This is a genomic window from Micromonospora sp. NBC_01739 (genome assembly GCF_035920385.1).
Taxonomy (GTDB): Bacteria; Actinomycetota; Actinomycetes; order Mycobacteriales; family Micromonosporaceae; genus Micromonospora.
Genome location: NZ_CP109151.1, coordinates 4391216 through 4407752, shown reverse-complemented (window position 1 = coordinate 4407752; position 16537 = coordinate 4391216). Strand labels below are relative to the sequence as shown.

The window sequence follows — 16537 nt, the reverse complement described above, 5'->3', positions numbered from 1 at the left end:
CCCCACCCACCTGGAAGGAGCAACCGCATGTCACACACCCACCTGCGCCCCGGCACCCCACCGACACGGCCCGGCGCCAACGACTGGCAGGCCTGGTCACAGGCATGGACCCAACATGTGCCGCTGCTGACCGGCCGCACCGACCTCACCGTCCTCGTCGCCCCCGGCGCCGCCGGGGACGCACCCGAATGCTTCTACCCCGACCTCAACCGCATCGAAGTCGACGCCACCTACATCGCCGAGCGCCCCGACATCACCGACCCGACCAAAGCCCGCCACAAGCGCCTCGTACCCACCGGCTACGGGCTGCTCGTGCACGGCGCCGCCCACGCCGCACACAGCCGCTGGACCACCCCACCCGGCACCCCGCCCATCCTCGCCGACGTCGCCGCCATGCTCGAGGAATCCCGGGCCGAAGGCCGCCAACGCACCCGCCGCCGCGGCGACCGCCGCTGGCTACGCCACGTCGTGAAAACCCTCCTCGACCCCGACGACGCGGCCGTCGACGACCCCTGGCACGCCGGACAACTCGCCGCCCTGCTCCTGGCCCGCGTCGACGCCCGCATCGTCACCAGCAAAGACGTCCGCCCGGTCCGCGCCGCGGTCACCGGCCTCCTCGGACGCAAACGACTGCGGCACCTGCGCGACATCTGGCGTGAGGCCCACACCTGCGACGACACCGACGCCGACACCATGATCACCCTCGCCCGGCGGTGGTGCCAGGTCCTCGGCATCGACCCCGACCACCAGCACGCCACCCCCGTACCCGACGCCGGGCAGTTCCCCGGCCGCCTCGCCGCCGCCCTCGTCGACTACCTCGCCGAAGCATCCGGCCTCACCCCGACCGAGTACACCGCAGCACAGCTGGCCCACCGGCACAGCCCACCATCAGAGTGGGCACGCCGGGACCCGACCGAACAGGAACGTCACGCCGCCCGCGACCTCGCTAACCGGCTACAACAGGCCCGCACCCGCCACCCCGAACCCGGCCGGCGACCGTCGACGATCCCACCCGGACGGCTACGCACCCGCCACGCCATCACCGCCGACGCACAAACCGCCGCCGGGCAACTGCCCACCGCCGCCCCCTGGCAACAACGCACCCACCTACCACCCGAAAAACCCCGCCTACACCTGGCGATCCTGGTCGACCTGTCCGGATCCATGGGCCGCTACACCGAACCGATGTCCTCCGCGGCATGGATCTTCGCCCACGCCGCCCGCCGCGCCCACGCGGTGACCACCACCATCGGATTCGGCGACCGCACCACCATCCTCGTACCCCCACGCACCACCCCGACACAGGTGCTACACATGCGCACCGACGTCGCCACCGCCACCTTCCCCGAAGCGGTCAAGGTCGCCGACCAACTCCTCGACCTACGCAACGGCCGCACCCTACGGATGCTCGCCGTCGTCTCCGACGGCTACCTCGACGACATCCCCGCCGGACAACGCCTCGTCACCACCCTGCACCGCGCCGGCTGCGCCGTGCTCTGGCTACACCCCGCCGACCCACCCACCCCAGGCCAGCCCACCGAACCCGACCAGAGATGGGGACACACCTTCACCCACACCACCACCCTCACCGTCACCGACCCGGTCCACGCCATCACCGCGATCACCGACGCCGCCGTCACCGCCCTCGAACAGGCCTAGACCCGACCGCACCAGACCCCGCCGACGGCCGACCAGCCCCGCCCCCGCAATAGCAGGCGAGCGGGCCGGCAGCGCCACGCAGACGGCGACCACGACGCCCGCAAACCCCGGCAATTCACGGGCTTGCCGCCCGGCCATCCGTCCGCGCCCTACGACCGGCAGCTCACGACCTGCATCGCCGAGCCGCGACTTGACCATTCCGCGCCATCGAAGCGTGCATGCATCGCGTCCCCAACCGGCCCTCGGCGGCCCGGCCCAGACGACAGACAACTCCGCCCCATCACGAGGAGCCCATCCATGCGCTACGACAGCGACAACGAATACCCCTTCGACACCGACAACCGCGCCTGGCGACGCCTCGCCGACGTCACCAGCGAACACTTCGACGCGATCACCTGGACCCGCGACCCAGACGCACGGCCGATCCTGCTCACCCTGCGCGACATGCCGACTGGGGACACCATCACCCTCGCCGTCCTCGACTCCCTGGAGATCCGCGACCCGCACGCGCTGCTCGCCGTCCACACCAGCGGCGAACTCGACGCCCACGGCCCCACCAGCGGCACCACCGCAGCCCACTCCCACGCGGCCACGCTCGCCCTCGACAACACCACCCTCGCCGCGACCAGACCCGCGCCACTGCACAACCCCGCCGCCACGACCCTGCCCGCCACCTGCTGGGTCGACCTACCCGCCGACCTCGCCGCGACCCTACGGCCCGCCCTCCACCACGCCCGTACCGCCGCCCTCGTGCTGCTCGACCCCACCGGTGGCCGGCTCGCCACCGTCGGCCCGTTCCCCACCCACGCCGCCGCCGACGCCTGGCAACCCGACGACGGACCCGGCCTCACCGCCGACCGCCTCATCGTGCCCCTACACCCCATCACCCTCCACGAGGCCCCAGCCGTGACCGACACGGTGCCGCCAGCTGGCTGATCCGGCTCTCCACCAGCCCGTACCAGCACCAACTTGACCGCCCAGCACGCCGGTGTGGGGCCCGCATCCACCGGATGCGGGCCCCACATGCAGGACAAGGAGACGACGATGAACAGCACGCCCCACCCCGGCAACGAACCGGACCCCGATGGACCAGCCCGACTCAACGTCGGGGACCCGGACCTACGCAAAACCCGCCTACTCGCCCGCGAATGCGCCACCTGCATCTTCAAACCCGGCAACCCGATGCACCTCGCACCCGGCCGGCTCAAGCAGATGGTGACCACAGCCCGCTGCGACGCGGGCTACATCATCTGCCACTCAACCCTGCCGTACGCCGGCAGCCCGGTCCCACCCGCAGTCTGCCGCGGCTTCGCCGACCGCTACCGCACCTGGCAACTACAGGTCATGCAACGACTCTGGGGCTTCGTCGAAGTCGAACCACCCACCCCGAACACCCCCGAAGCGCCGCAATGACCAGGAGACAAACACATGCCTGACATCGACGACTTCCTCAGAAACCAGGAACGCATCATCACAACCAAAGGCTGGGCCGTCACACACGTCCTGCCCACCGACGACGACCCCGACACCACCGCCCCGTTCGCCTACACCGTCGGGCTCACCGCCCACGACCACCCCGAGCTGATCATCGCCGGGCTGCCGCCCTTGGTCGCCCACACCCTGCTCAACGACCTGGCCCAACGGATCCACGACAAGGCCGAACGGTTCACCCACGGCCAGCGCATCAACGACCTCATCGCCGACTACGACGCCATCATCATCGACGGACGGCCCACCGAGGACCTGCTACCCGGGGCGGCGATCGCACGCTACGGCCGCCACCAGATCCGCCTGCAGCAAATCGTGTGGCCCGACCAGCAGGGCCAGTTCCCCTGGGACGGCGGCTACAGCTTCGACCCACGGATACAGGCCCTGATCGCCCACCTGTAGCTGGACAACCTACGGCAGCGATGTCGGTACAGGTACGACCTGACATAAGAGCTGCAACACATAAACCGCCCCAAAGATCGGCTGGTCTTGGCCGCGAAGACCAGCCGATCTGGAGGGCGACTGAACGGGCGACCGTTCGACGACGGGAGCCTGGACATTTACTTATGTCGATGAGTAAAAGTTGTCTCGGATGGCCAAGTAGTGTCGGCGTGATTACTTTCAGTTCCGTGCGGACGTACTTGGAAGTGCGGCGTGTTCGCGCCATGGCTCCTCCCGCTCCGAACTGTGGCCCAATCCGAGTATCAGTACCTGCGCCTCCATTCATCGACCAGTAAATTATTGAGAAGTGGAACATAAAGTTCGTTGGGTCCCCCGGCGCCAAAGTCTTCAAACACGCTGACCGCCTCTGCAGTGGTCAGTATCGATACCGCCACGCTGGCGAAATCGATACTTCGCCGAACCGGATGAATTGATGGCACTATGGCGAAATAGTGCACATCGACGCCGATTTGATCTCTGAAGCGATCAGACCAGTTCTTAATCGAAGCGCGCCACGGCCGCGAATCTAGATCACCACTTGTGTCGATGATAGCCACTGCTCGGCCGACGGCCACCACCATCGAGAAGTGCCGGCGGGCATAGTTGAAGCCGCGCGCGCTAGGGCTGGAAAGCAGGGCTGACAGCATCGCAGGTTGAGCGCGCCCAAACCATTTGCAGTCCTCCATGGCGCGCATCGTGATCCGGTGTTCTTCAGCCTCAAGAATCTCCATAGCCCATGCGACCGGCGAAATTATGACAAAGCCAAAGGGTATCGCCGCGATGCTTATCGCTAATGTTATCCAGAAAGTCGATGATTTCCAGTTGGTGTCGTCGAGGAGTGATATCGGCGCAAAGGTAACAACAAACCAGTTTAAGTATCCGGAAAGGCCGGCATGTCTCACCCACCTTTCGGATCGAGTCAGTCCACCCACGATGAGTCCTATTATCGTGAGTGCATACAAGGCTAGGAAGACGTACGACAGCGTGACGGAAACGAACTTTTGCAGGGTGGCTGCCATCAATGCACTCGCCGTAACGCTTGCGGCAAAGCTGGACCAACCAAGAATGTGGGTCTCTCGCGTAATGCGTGTTGCGCCAACAAAGACAATTGGATGACGGTCTTCGCTTGGACCATCTGTTCCCGGTGCCTGGGGGGCGGCTGCGACTGTCCCTGCGGAGCTATGGTGGTCCGGCACGGTTCGGCTCAAGTGAGAGTCGTCGCGCTGGAAAAACCTCGACCGCGCCGACGAGCGACGCCGCCGAATAGTAATGAAGCTGGCAAGCGCCAGAGTTGTCGACACCACTGCCGTAACTGCCGACGCTACGCCAGCAAGAGCACTGATTGCATCCCAAGGTGCTGCCATGTCGTCATTGTCACGCTTGGCTGATGTCGGATCGTGCAGGGTGGCCGCACTCCGGCTTGGCGAGTCGTCCAAAATAGAAGCAATGGACCTGAATGTCTGATGTGCTGCCGTACTCGTGATCGTGTCCGCAGTGCTTGTAGATTCGTCGACCCCAGCACCAAGGCTACTCTCCTGGGTGGACCCCCAGATGCCCATCCGTAAGCGTGGACCCTGCTAGTACTCGATATCTCGTGACACGCGCCAATGCGAATGCGCAATTTGAAACGCCCAGATCTGGCGCGGTCTTCACCGTTCGCGCGCATGGCAGATTCGACATGATCGACAGCTCATCTGTGGGTAGCTTCCAACACAACACCCCAGCTCACAGCCCCACCAACCACGAAGCAACCGGCCGCAGTCCAAGCCGGGGTGTTGTTCCGCGTCTGAAACCCGGTTACGAGCAGTTGTCGGTCAGCGGACGTGGACCCATTGCGTTAGCCGCTGGATGGAGCCGCCCAGAAGCGGTGATCCCACGCGGCCTGTCGGAGTCGGCCCACCCGGCCTGCTGCCCAGGTCACAAGCGCGGTCATGCCCGCAAGCAGGGCGTTCGACCAACTGCCGACCGAAGCCGGTACCAGGCCGCTCAGAAGCCCTTCCAGGTCGTCGTATGTGCGGAGCGGGCTGCGGGGGCGGATGTCACCCTGAAGCGTGATGGTCAGGCGCGTTGGCGCACATCTGGCTGACGATGTGGGTTCGTATCGTCGATTCCGTGTAGGTAATTTCTCGTCGGCCAAGCTCGTTGAGCGCTTCCCAAGGCATGAATGTGCCTTCGGCCTCCGCGCAATGATCTCGGGAAGCACCGTAAGGATCTCGTCTCTTGGGTCATTGCTCCATGGTGATGCGGGAGGCGTTGAGTGGGGCCCTCCGCCGCCGTTTGCCGGGGATGCGCACTCCACTCAGTCTCTCTCGGTGATCGAGCGGCTCGTCGGGTTCGTGGAGGTCGGCCCACCTTGGATTTACGAGCGAGAAGCCGGGGTCCTTTTCGCGTTTGCTAGCCTGCCGTCGGGCGGCCGGTGACCTCACTCGCGGCGTGTCGGGGCGTCGTGTTGGCGTCGGCCGTCGTTGGTTCGTTGCCTCGCGACCCCCGGTCGGCGGGGGTAGTCCGGCGGTAGGTATCGGTAGACCGAGCGCAGCGACCTACCTACCCTCTCGGCTAGCAGTTCAGGTGCCAAGTTCGGTTCTTTTCGCAGCCAGTAGGCCACCGCCTCCGCGGTTGTCGTGGGCACCTTCCCATCGTTGGCGACGCCGTCGCTGGCAGCCCTCTGAGCGTCGGCGTCGCCGGTGATGTCGTCGCTGTCGGTGTTCACGCCCGCCGGGCTCGTTGTGGCCGGTTTGTCCGGCTGTGTGACCGCGTGTGCGGGAACAAGGTCGCGGCCCTCGGCGGGCTGCTGGCGGTCGTCATTGTTCGGGGCGGGCTCGAGGAAGCGCGGAGGATCCTGCCGGCCATCGCTGGGCGCGTCTGCCGCCGGCTGAGTAGGAGTTGAAGACGCGGTGGGTTCAGGTGTCGAAGGCGCTTTGGCGTAGGCCTTTCGGGTGCACCAGCGGCGGTGGTGGCTGGGGCGGTGAGCTGTCACGATGCGTTCTGGGGCTAGGTCTGCGGCGAGGAGTGTGGTCAGTCCGGCGTAGTCGGCGCTGGCGGTGAGGCGTTTGGCGATCTCGTCGAGGTCGTAGAGGTGTATTGCGATGTCGGCTGTGGCGGGGTCGACCGCTTTGCGGATCTTGCGTCGTAGCACTGCGGCGATCGCCTGGTGGCGGTGTTCCCGGTCGATTGTGGTTTGGGCGGCTCTTAGGGAGTCGTAGAGGTCGAGGCCGTCGGCTTTGGCGAGGGATCGTGCGCGGATGGTGATGGCGGGGTGGCGGATCCAGTGGCCGATCAGTTCGTAGGCGGGTGGTGTGGGTGGGAGGTTTCCGGTGGCGCGGAGTCGGTCGCGGCGTTGGTTGCCCGTGTGCATAAGCCAGACGAGGTAGCCGAGGGCGGACATGGCGGCGTAGAAGCCGCCGACGAGGTGGTCGGGGTGGGCGACCCAGTTGAAGGTGACGGCCGTTGCGGCGATCACCGCGGAGAGGATTCGGGATGCGAGGGCGTGTTCGCCGAGGCGGCGTCGTACGTCGGCGTTGGCCATGACGACCACGCCGCCGAGTTCGAGGGCGGCGACGGCGGGGATCGCGATGAGTGGGGGGATGTCGAGGGTGTGGACGCTGCCGGTGACCTGTCCGACGAGGGCGACCAGCAGGACCAGGACGTAGAAGGTTTGGCGCATCAGTGTGGTGCGGCGTACGGCGGCGGCCAGGTCGGCGTCAGCCGCGTCGCGGGTCGTCCCGGCGGTGGTGCCGCGCCGTGCTGGCGATTTGTGCGGGTCGGTCTCCGACGCGGTGCCCGCACTGCCTGTGGAGGCCGGCGTGGTGCCGCGACCACTGCCGTTGGCGACAGCGTGCGTGCTGTTGTTGCGGTCGGGGGTGAGCGGGCCGCTGGTGTTCGTGGCGGTGTCGAGTGCTCCTGACCGGTGGGCCGTCATGGGCGCTGTCCGCTGGCGTCGGGGCGCGACCGATCTCGGGAACTGGCTTGTAGTTCGGTGATGAGTTGGTCGGCGAGGGCGAGGGTGTCCTGGCTGGGGGTGGTGTCGATGTCGTGGAGTCGGTGGGTCAGGGTGCGGCGGAGGGCGTGGATCTGGTCGAGGTGTCCGAGTGCGGCGTGGGCGCGCATCGCGTGTTGGTAGACGGTTTCGGCGTAGGGGTCGTGGTGGATCGCGGTGGTCAGCACGGTGATGGCCTCGGCCGGGTCGGGGGTGGCGGCGGCGAGGGCGAGGTGGGCGTCGAGGGCTTGGCGGCGGATGGCTTCGCGGGGTGCCTCGATCCATTCGTAGTCGAAGCCGTCGGCGAGAGCGCCCTGGTAGGCGTTGACCGCGGTGCGTAGCGCGGTGAGCCGTTCGTCGGGGTTGTCGGCTCGTTGCGTAGCGCGTAGCGCGTCACGCATCCGCCACAGGTCCGCGTCGATCAGTTCGCGGTTGAGGGTGTAGCGGCGGCCGGGGTGGGTGAGGTAGCTGCCGGTTGCGCCGCCGGTGCGGGTGAGGGTCTTGCGGAGCGCGGACACGTAGGTGTGCAGGCGGTGTGGTGCCTTCGATCGTGGGGCGTCGGGTAGCAGGTCGTCGAGGATGGCGTCCTGGGTGGCGTCGCCGTCGTGGACCACGAGGTAGACGAGTAGTTCGAGGGCTTTGGCCCGCAGCGGGACCGTGGTGTCCATGTCGACGATGCGGGCGGTGCCGAGCGTCCGCACCGCGACGCGCCCGTCAGGCCGCGCGGTCGGCTCTGGTCGATCGTCGACCGCTGCCAGCGCCCCAGCGCGGGTGAGCCCGTCGACCGCCCCTGTCTCCGGCCCGGTGTCGACTGCTGCGGCTTGGGAGGGACCGGGTTCGGCGTGGTCGTTGCCTTCGGCGGCGCCTGCGTGGCGTGTCGGTTCCGGTGTGGTGGCGAGGTCTGTCGGCGGGGTGGGTGGCGTGTGCCGGGTACCGGTGTGGGCTTCGGTGAGCGTGGTGATCAGGTCGATGGTGTCGGCGGCGGTGAGGACGGTGAGCCGGCCGAGGTCGGCGGGGTGCCCGGTGTGGCGGGTTGTCTCGTCAGTGGTGGGGGAGGTGGTGCCGTCGGTGGCGACGGCGACGGTGTCGCCCTCGGGCCAGGGGCCGAGGAGGATGCCGTGGATGTCGAGGCGTTGTCCTTGGGCCAGCAGCGCGGCGATACGGACGCGTTCGTGGCGGGCGGCCGTGTCGGCGATGAGCAGGACGGGTGGCTGCGGCTCGGTGTCGGGGTGGCGGTGGCGGAGGTCGGCGATGGTGTCGACCTCGTGCTGGTAGACCAGCCGTGTCCGGTGCAGCGCCAGTGTTTCGAGGAGGTCCAGGGCGTCGGCCAGGCTGCGGGTGACGGTCAGGCGAGGGCTCGCGGGCAGCGCGGCTGCGTCCAGGAGGCTGACGGTGGTGGGGGAGGGGATGACCACCGAGCCGCGCGTGTGCGGATCGTGCGCGTTGCCGGCGGCGAGAGCGGCGGTGAGGAAGCCCCGCCCGGCCGCGTGCGCGCCGGGACCGGTCAGACCGAGGCCGGCGGCCGGCCACACTGCCGCGGAGTTGTCCAGAGCGGGCACCACCGGCGCCGCTGCGTCGGCCGCGGACCCCTCGTGGGACCTCGGTCCGCTGCTGGCCGGCCTGTCGTCCTCGACGTCGTCGCCCGCGGCTACGGGCTCGGGTGCGGCGTCGAGAGGGCCTGTCGTGTCGAGGATGTCCACACCGATGTCGTTGTCGTTGTGCTGGCGCAGGCTCCGGCGGATGCGGGTGACGACGGCGGGCAGCGGCGAGAGGTCGGCGTCGCCGCGCCGAGCCGGGCTGGGGGGCCGTCGTTGGTAGTGGCGCCGACGTAGCGCCCAGACCAGGGTGGCGGCTGCGGCGATCGCGGCGGCAAGACCGACGTCCAGCCAGCTGCCGGTCCCTACCGTGATGCCGCGACTCGTCTGTGCCGGCGGGCTGCTCGTCGGCGACGGCACGCCGACTGAGCGGCTCGGCTGTCCTTCGGACGAGGGTGTGGGCGTAGCGGGGCTGGCGTCGTCGACCGGCGTAGAAGCGGTCGGGTCCGGGGGCGTACCGGCGCTGGCGGAAGGAACTGGTGTAGTAGCGGACTTGTCGGGTGTGGTCGGTCGTGGTTCGGGTGCGTCAGCCTCGGGTGGGGGCGCCGGCGGCTGGGGTATGGCCGTCGCGGGTGGGAGCGCGTCCTTCGGTAGTCGCAGGATCCAGCCGGGGTGGATGAGGTGGGGGTTGGTGAACGTGCCGCCGCCGGTGTCGAAGCGTCTACCACGGTTGAGCTCCCAGATCTCGGGCCAGCGGTCGGGGTCACCGAGCCGCTGCTGCGCGATCGCGGAGAGGGTGTCACCGGGACGCACCACGCACGTGTCAGCCTGTGCCGGCTGGCCCGCCGTCCGTGCCGCCGACGACGGCTGACCGCCGGTATGGGCGGTGCGGTGCGGGGCGGACGCGCGGGTGTGATCGGTGACCCCCGCTGCTCGTTGGCTGTTCGGGGGAGAGTGGCGGGTGTCTGTCGGCGTCGCCGAGGCCGCGACGGTGGGCAGCGGTGCGGGCCGCTGAAGGTTCCGGTCCAGGGTGGGGCTGGGGTCCGCAGGTGGCGGAAGGCCGGGGGGAGAGGTGTCGGCGGTGGAGGTGGTGTGCGCGGCCGCGGGTAGGGCGGCGGAGGTCACGGCGGTGGCGCCCAGCAGCGCCGCCGCGAGCCCCTGCAGCGGCCCGGGTAGACGCAACGCGAACCGCCACCGCACCGGCGCCCCGACACGCTGACGGACGCGGTGAGCCACGGCGGTGGCGAACAGCGCCCAGAGCAGCCAGGCAGCGGCCTGCAGCAGCGCGGTGAGGAACCCGGTGGTCAAGGGCTGGTGCAGCCACGCCCGCAGCTGCTCGTCGGAGGGCGGCCCCGCAATCAGGTCCGGCCCCGCCAGGTACAGCAGCCCCAGCGGCGCCGCCGCGAGCACGACCGCGGCCACGGTCGCTGTCGACATCGGTGCTCTCACGCCTGCCTCCCTTCGCCGGCACCGCCTACCGGCATGTGCCGGCCATGCGGTGACACAGACCGTAGGAGCGACGCGACGGGATCGACCCGGTTCAGCGGCTAACAGAACCTCACACCGTCTAACACGACCTCACAACCGCAGGTCAGACAGCACACCCCGCACAGGTGCGGCTCGAGGTGCCTGTCACGTTCGGGGTGCCAACAGGCCGCCCTGCCACCGACGGTGGGCTGTCGGTTCGCCGGGTATCCGCTACCGACGTCCGGCCGCTCGACGAGCGCCCTCGTCCTTCCCGAGATTCCTGCCGCTGTGGCGGAGAGTCCGGTCAGGTGGTGCGGCCGTGTAGGAGCGCGATCTGGAGGACGTGGTCGGGGTTGAGGCCGGCGGCGATGAGACCCCGCTTGTACCGCTCGGTCAGGTCGGCGGCGGCCGTGTGCTCACCCAGCCCGGCGAGGATGTTCACGGCTCGCTGGTGCAGGTCGGCGTTGTACGGGTCGACGCGGATGCCGTCCTGGAGGTGGGTGAGGGCGCGTCGGGGGTCGGCTTCGGTGTCGGCCAGGGCGGTGTAGGCGTCGAGGACCTGGCGGCGGGCGGTTTCGCGGTACGCGTCGAGCCAGGGCCAGGTGTGCCCGGCGGCGAGGTCCCCGGTGTAGGCGTCGATGACCGCCCGCCACGCCGTGGCCGGGTCGGTGAGAGCAGATGCCGCGTGAGCGGCCGCGGCGCGCAGGTGCCACAGGTCGACGTCGACGTGGTCGGGATGCAGGCGGTAGCGGTCACCGGTCCGGTCGATCAGGGGTAGGTCGGTGGCGGCGCGTACGGCGGTGCGGAGCTCGCTGAGGGTGGTGTAGAGGCGGCCGGTGAGACGGTGCGCGGGCAGTCCTGGCCAGAGGGCTTCGGCCATGACGTGGCTGTCGACGCCGTCGGCGTGCGCGGCGAGGAAGACCAGGGCTTGCCGGGCTGCGGTGCGCCGCAGCGGCAGAGGTGTGCCGTCGCAGAGCAGCATCGGTTCACCCAACACCTGTGCCCGCAACCGCCGACCCACCTCTCCGCCGTCGGGGTGCGGACCTGGTTGGCGGGGTATCCGAGCGTGCGGTATCGGCTGAGGTCGGGCGTCGCGTACGGGTGGATGGAGGTGGCCGGTGACGGTGAGCAGATCCGCCGCGGCGACCGGGTCCAGCACGCAGACCCGCGGGCCAGACGCCATCGTGTCGAGGGCCTGGGTGTGGCCGTCGGCCGCCACATGCCAGGTCGTCGCTTGTGGCCAGTCGGCCAACACGACCACGGTCGCCACCTCGGTGACGAGCGTGTCCGGGGGCGGCCCGTCGAGGATCAGCACTGACCGCCCGCCCGGGAAGGAGGGCGTCGCCGGTGGTGCGGCGCTCACCAGGGTGGTGGCGTGCGGGACGGTGTCGGCGATCCACAGCCCCGACCCGGGACGGAGGAAGGGTGCCTCCGGCCCGAGCAACACCTGCGCCGCGCGGCGGGTGATCACCAACCGGGCGCTGTCCTGGCGTAACGCGGCCAGAAGAACCGTGACCAGCAGCCCACGGGCAGCTGCCAACGCTCCCGGCCCGCTCAACCCCACACCGCCCGCCGGGAACCCCGGCGGCAGAACCCCCACCACCGCCTCCGACGGCTGTGGTGGGGGTGAGTCGGGCCGGACGGTGGTGGCGGCCTGGATGGCAGCCACGGTGGCCGGTAGCGGCGCCAGATCATCCGCGTCCTCGCTCGCCCGGCGGGGGCGGTAGGCCAGACGGCGACGCAGCCACAGCAACCCCACCGCCACGCCCACCTGGTCGGCGACCGCACGGGGCAGCCACCCTCCCGCCACGACCACCCCGTCGCTATTCGCGGCCTGATCGACGTCGTCCCGGCCGTGAATGTCGCCGGCACCCACCGTCGTCGCGGGATGCTCGGGGCCGCTGGTGAGGGTGGTGGGGGTTGCGATGGTCAGGGCGGCGGCACCGGCCATACCCGTCGCGGTGGCCTGCCACGGCGTAGGCAGCGGCAGGCGGCGCAGCCACCGGACACCAGCCCACAACCGCACCGCCGTCCGGACGGTGACGGTGTAGGCGACGAAGGCCCACAACGCCCAGGCCAGCCCCACCACCATCAGAATCAGGTTCTGCTCGGTCAGCGGATCACGAATCCACCCCCAGATCGCCACACGAGGACCACCCATCGCTGGCCAGCCGACCAGCCGTACGAGCAGCAGCGGCGGGCCGACCAGCAGGACAACGACCATCAGCGCCGACGCGAGCCGTCGCGGCCACCGCATCAGCTCACCCCACTCGACCCGGCCCGACCGCGGGCGCTCCCGGCGGGAAGGCCGTGGGCCGGCCGGCAGTAGGGCCGGGATGGATGATGCGCGACCACAATCGGCGCAACCACCACATCGTCACCGCGATGGTGTAGATGACCGCGAGGATCCCCGTGGTGCGGTGACTGACCAGCGCGGCCAGGAGGATCGCGAACGGGGCGCCCAGAACCAGACGCAGCACCAGACGGGACACCAGCGCGGTGATCACACCGACACCCATCAGCAGCCCACCGACACGACCAGCCAGATCCAGCCACACGATCATGTCCGGCCACCTGGCCGCGGTCACCGACCACTGGATCAACAACATCCCGGCGGCGGCCGCGACCACCGACGACACAGGAAAAGCCAGGAACTCCGACCAGCCGCCACGCGGACTACGCCACTGCCGGGCAGCGATCAACGCCAACACCGCCGCCACCACCAACAACGGAACAGTGGGCAGCAACGCCCACCGCAGGAACGGGCCCAACTCCGTACCGATGTACTGACTACCCACCACCGCGTACATGCCGGCCACGGCCACACCCAGCCACGCCGCGGTCACAATGCCAGTGGCGACCTGCGCACGCGGCGACAACGGCACCCCCGCGTCGGTACGGGAGGCGAGCGCGGAACCGAGCACCGTACCCGCACCAAGACAGGCGAGCACGCCGAACACCGCCGCCATCGCCAACTCACCCCAGTTCAGCGAGGCCCACCGGTTGATCATCCCGCCATGCCAGATCGGGGTCAGCAGCATGTGCGTCACCAGCGCCAACGACGCGAACCCCGGCACCGCGATCTCCACCGCCCGCCGGATCGGCGGCACCGGCTCCGACACGACCTCCGGCACCTGCTCCAGACTTCGCCCACCCGCGTCCGCCGCCCCCGCAGCGGCGGCCAGCAGAGGATCCTGCACCAGCAGCGGCGTGAACCCCGTCTCCGTGGCCATCACCTCGGCGACCAGCGGCATCCTCGCCGCACCACCCGCACACCACAACCCGGAAACCGTGGCCGGATCGACCTCCGCCGCAGCCACCACATCACGGACCAGACCAGCGGCCCGGGACAGCACCGGACGCGCCGCCTGCTCCAACACGACACTGTTGAGCACCACCGCCGGCCCCGCCGGCAGCGGCACCGTCACCGCCGCATGCTCGGACAGGGCATGTTTCGCCGCCCGCACACTCGCCGTCAACACCCACCCGTCCGACGGTGACCCCGCCTCCGGCAGGACAGCGGCCAAAGCCCGGTCGATGGCGTCACCACCCGCGTCGACATCGGCGAGCGTGGCCAGGACCTCGAAACCGACCGGACCGCGCCGCACCACACTCACCTCAGCGCCGCCACCCAGGTCGCACACCACGACGACGGAACCCACCGGCAGTGGCACCCCTACGGCGAGCAGGTGGCAGGCCACCGCCACCGGCGCCTCCACAAGCCGTGGCTGCGGCAGACCCGCACGGTGCGCGGCATGCCGCAACCACGTCCGCCGCCGCGGCCCCCACCCCGCCGGCACCACCAACCGCACATCCTCCACCGGGCCACCCGCCACCACACGGGCCTCGTCAACGACCCGCCGCAACGTCGCCGCCACCAGATCCGCCGGCGCCACCTCACCACCGGCCACCACCAGCCGGTCATCAGCAGGACGCCGGGGGAGCGGAACGAACCGACCCGGGTCAGCCGGAGCGGCCTGCCACGCCCGCTGCCCCGTCAGGACCGCCCCGCCGTCGGCGACGAACACCGCACTCGGCAGGCCCGGCTCGCCATCGAACAACAACGGCGACCACGACCCATCCGGCCACGCCAGCACGGCGGTCGTCGTGGCGCTTCCACAATCGATCGCCAGCCGCGCCTGGCCCGCACGCATGCCCGACAGTCAAACATGAGGATCACATTCACGTCACGCCTTAACTACAGCCCGCAGGTGGGCTGCCCTATGCGGAGATCCGCGACAACGAACACGCCAACGTAAACTCGCGGCACGTTCTGCGCCCGCTCAGGGCCCAAATCAATCGCTGGCCGGCGTTGGCGTACACCGTCTTTTGCTGGCGGGAAGTCGTGCTCCTCATCGCCGAGGCCGCCTGCCGGACCCACTCGACCGTCGTGCTCGACCACGTCATGGCGGAGGAGACGGCGGCTCGCCACAAGTGCAAGCACGGACACGATCCAGCCTCCGCACTCGGGAGCAAGAGCCGACATCACCGGAGTGGGAGTACCGCCTCTACACGTGTTATGACCGGCCCCATCACGAACTGCTGCACCAGTGGTGTGGGCACCGGGCCGGTGACGACCCACGAACGGCTGCTCGCGGCGGAGGTCGAGGCTCAGCGGTTGGACGTCCTCGTGACCCGCCTGATCAAGGCACTCGAGCAGGCTGGCGAGACCGCCACCCACTACGCGGAGGGACCACGACCAGGAGCACATCACCCCGGCCACCATCCGTCCCGTTGTCGACCGGCCGCTGCACTCCTCCGAGATCACGGTACGCGAAACATGGTCAGTGGGCGCCCCTGGGCTACTGACCCTTACTGCTCGCCGGGCTTGAACGCTAGGGTACGAGCCACGCCTCGGCTCGAATACCGGGGAATCCGACCGCGCGCCGCTGACCGGCTCCTGCCCCCAGACGACCGAGTTGGCTATCCCAACATGCTGGCCGGGCGTGTAGGACCGCCGCGAGCACCCCAATCTACGACCGCGGTTGCCGTTCCCCCACCGCATCGAGTGGAAGACGAGACCCGAGCAGAGAAGATCGGCCGGGCCAGGCTGAAGCCGGGCGCCGACAGTTGTTGCCCAGAGAGCAATACCATGCTGCGCAGGGCGGCAGACCTGCTCGACCTCATTTGCACCAAGGACGCGTTCGACAACCTGCGCGCCTACTTCGACGACACCCGTCCCCACCCGTACAGCGGTCGCAAGTTCGAGGCCTCGCCGGTCGCGGTGACCGCCCCACCACCCGCAACCTGATTACCGCCGACGACCTCGTCGCGGTGCAGCTGCTGTCGGTGACCGTGCCGGCCGAGGCCGCCATCGGCCTGCTCGACGGAGACCTCGGCAGACAGATCAGCGGCCTACTCGCCCAGATTCCTACGGACGTCGAGTTGGGCACCGATCGCGCGGAGGACCTGGTGGCCGACGGGCACGCCGCCGACCGGGCATGGCACCTGCTGGACGAGCAGAAGGGCATCGACTTCGTGATCGCCGGCAAGGTCATGGCCCGCAAGTGCCCTCACCTCATTCCCGTCTACAGCAGGGTCGTCAGGTGCCTGTACGGCAATCCCAAGATGGTGTGGCTGCGACTGCACCGGCGGCTCGCGGCGGACCGCGGCGTCCTGCGCGCCGAACTGGCTCTGCTCCGATGACCGCGCCGAGATTTCGTCCACCGTCAGCCTGCTGCGGGTCGTGGACGTCGTGTTGTGGATGCATCATCGCGGATTTCATCGGTGGACCGGTTCCTGCCCCGCGTCCGGCAGCGTCGCTCTGGACTGACGACCGAGTTGGCCGATTGCATGTCGTCATGGAGGCGTGATCCACACCAGAATGACAATGCTTGTGCAGAGGTGTGGCGGGGCTCCATCGTGGTTCCTGACTGCGTCCATCCGGCGACAACTCTTCGGATCCGCAAGATCGCACAGATGTACTATAGTAATCCGCCTGGTGGCGTCGAGTTTCTCGGCAAGTTCAGCG

The 16537-nt window shown here is 69.1% G+C and carries 11 protein-coding genes; 6 read left to right on the top strand and 5 right to left on the bottom strand.

Going from position 1 to position 16537, the window contains the following annotated elements; all coding sequences use genetic code 11:
- The first annotated feature begins 27 nt into the window (after positions 1–27).
- The 4 genes from OIE53_RS19775 (at position 28) to OIE53_RS19760 (ending at position 3549) form a co-directional block, all read left to right on the top strand.
- A complete protein-coding gene (locus OIE53_RS19775) occupies positions 28–1659 on the top strand; it encodes a VWA domain-containing protein (RefSeq protein WP_327023023.1) in 1632 nt (543 codons plus the stop codon).
- Between the two features lie 297 nt (positions 1660–1956).
- Positions 1957–2595 carry a hypothetical protein gene (locus tag OIE53_RS19770; protein WP_327023022.1) on the top strand — a complete coding sequence of 213 codons (639 nt, stop codon included), beginning with the start codon at positions 1957–1959 and terminating at the stop codon, positions 2593–2595.
- Positions 2596–2703: 108 nt separating this feature from the next.
- The gene (locus OIE53_RS19765; RefSeq protein WP_327023021.1) at positions 2704–3072 is read left to right on the top strand and encodes a hypothetical protein; all 369 of its coding nucleotides are present in this window, start codon (positions 2704–2706) and stop codon (positions 3070–3072) included.
- A gap of 15 nt (positions 3073–3087) precedes the next feature.
- Positions 3088–3549: a DUF4262 domain-containing protein gene (locus OIE53_RS19760; protein WP_327023020.1), complete on the top strand. Its 462-nt coding sequence runs from the start codon at positions 3088–3090 to the stop codon at positions 3547–3549.
- Between the two features lie 302 nt (positions 3550–3851).
- On the opposite strand, the gene OIE53_RS19755 is transcribed toward OIE53_RS19760, so the two are convergent.
- The 5 genes from OIE53_RS19755 to OIE53_RS19735 form a co-directional block, all read right to left on the bottom strand.
- Entirely contained in the window at positions 3852–4952 is a 1101-nt protein-coding gene (locus OIE53_RS19755; RefSeq protein WP_327023019.1) for a hypothetical protein, read from the bottom strand.
- A gap of 1058 nt (positions 4953–6010) precedes the next feature.
- Positions 6011–7252: a hypothetical protein gene (locus tag OIE53_RS19750; protein ID WP_327023018.1), complete on the bottom strand. Its 1242-nt coding sequence runs from the start codon at positions 7250–7252 to the stop codon at positions 6011–6013.
- A gap of 251 nt (positions 7253–7503) precedes the next feature.
- Positions 7504–10548 (bottom strand): BTAD domain-containing putative transcriptional regulator, encoded by a 3045-nt coding sequence (locus tag OIE53_RS19745; RefSeq protein ID WP_327023017.1) that lies wholly within the window; start codon positions 10546–10548, stop codon positions 7504–7506.
- A gap of 322 nt (positions 10549–10870) precedes the next feature.
- The gene (locus OIE53_RS19740; protein ID WP_327023016.1) at positions 10871–12823 is read right to left on the bottom strand and encodes a hypothetical protein; all 1953 of its coding nucleotides are present in this window, start codon (positions 12821–12823) and stop codon (positions 10871–10873) included.
- A gap of 4 nt (positions 12824–12827) precedes the next feature.
- On the bottom strand, positions 12828–14720 hold the full coding sequence (locus OIE53_RS19735; RefSeq protein WP_327023015.1) for an Hsp70 family protein: 1893 nt from the start codon (positions 14718–14720) through the stop codon (positions 12828–12830).
- A 938-nt stretch (positions 14721–15658) separates the two neighbouring features.
- On the opposite strand from OIE53_RS19735, the gene OIE53_RS19730 reads away from it, so the two are divergent.
- Both OIE53_RS19730 and OIE53_RS19725 read left to right on the top strand, forming a co-directional pair.
- Positions 15659–15817 (top strand): hypothetical protein, encoded by a 159-nt coding sequence (locus OIE53_RS19730; RefSeq protein ID WP_327027480.1) that lies wholly within the window; start codon positions 15659–15661, stop codon positions 15815–15817.
- The gene (locus OIE53_RS19725; protein ID WP_327027290.1) at positions 15814–16212 is read left to right on the top strand and encodes a DUF6308 family protein; all 399 of its coding nucleotides are present in this window, start codon (positions 15814–15816) and stop codon (positions 16210–16212) included. Before OIE53_RS19730 ends, OIE53_RS19725 begins: the two co-directional genes overlap by 4 nt.
- Positions 16213–16537 lie beyond the last annotated feature (325 nt).

Excerpts from the sequence above, each read along its gene's own strand:
- OIE53_RS19730 (WP_327027480.1), top strand. The coding sequence starts at position 15,659 with ATGCTGCGCAGGGCGGCAGACCTGCTCGACCTCATTTGCACCAAGGAC.
- OIE53_RS19760 (WP_327023020.1), top strand. The coding sequence starts at position 3,088 with ATGCCTGACATCGACGACTTCCTCAGAAACCAGGAACGCATCATCACA.
- OIE53_RS19735 (WP_327023015.1), bottom strand. The coding sequence starts at position 14,720 with ATGCGTGCGGGCCAGGCGCGGCTGGCGATCGATTGTGGAAGCGCCACG.
- OIE53_RS19740 (WP_327023016.1), bottom strand. The coding sequence starts at position 12,823 with ATGCGGTGGCCGCGACGGCTCGCGTCGGCGCTGATGGTCGTTGTCCTG.
- OIE53_RS19750 (WP_327023018.1), bottom strand. The coding sequence starts at position 7,252 with ATGCGCCAAACCTTCTACGTCCTGGTCCTGCTGGTCGCCCTCGTCGGA.
- OIE53_RS19775 (WP_327023023.1), top strand. The coding sequence starts at position 28 with ATGTCACACACCCACCTGCGCCCCGGCACCCCACCGACACGGCCCGGC.
- OIE53_RS19755 (WP_327023019.1), bottom strand. The coding sequence starts at position 4,952 with ATGGCAGCACCTTGGGATGCAATCAGTGCTCTTGCTGGCGTAGCGTCG.
- OIE53_RS19765 (WP_327023021.1), top strand. The coding sequence starts at position 2,704 with ATGAACAGCACGCCCCACCCCGGCAACGAACCGGACCCCGATGGACCA.
- OIE53_RS19770 (WP_327023022.1), top strand. The coding sequence starts at position 1,957 with ATGCGCTACGACAGCGACAACGAATACCCCTTCGACACCGACAACCGC.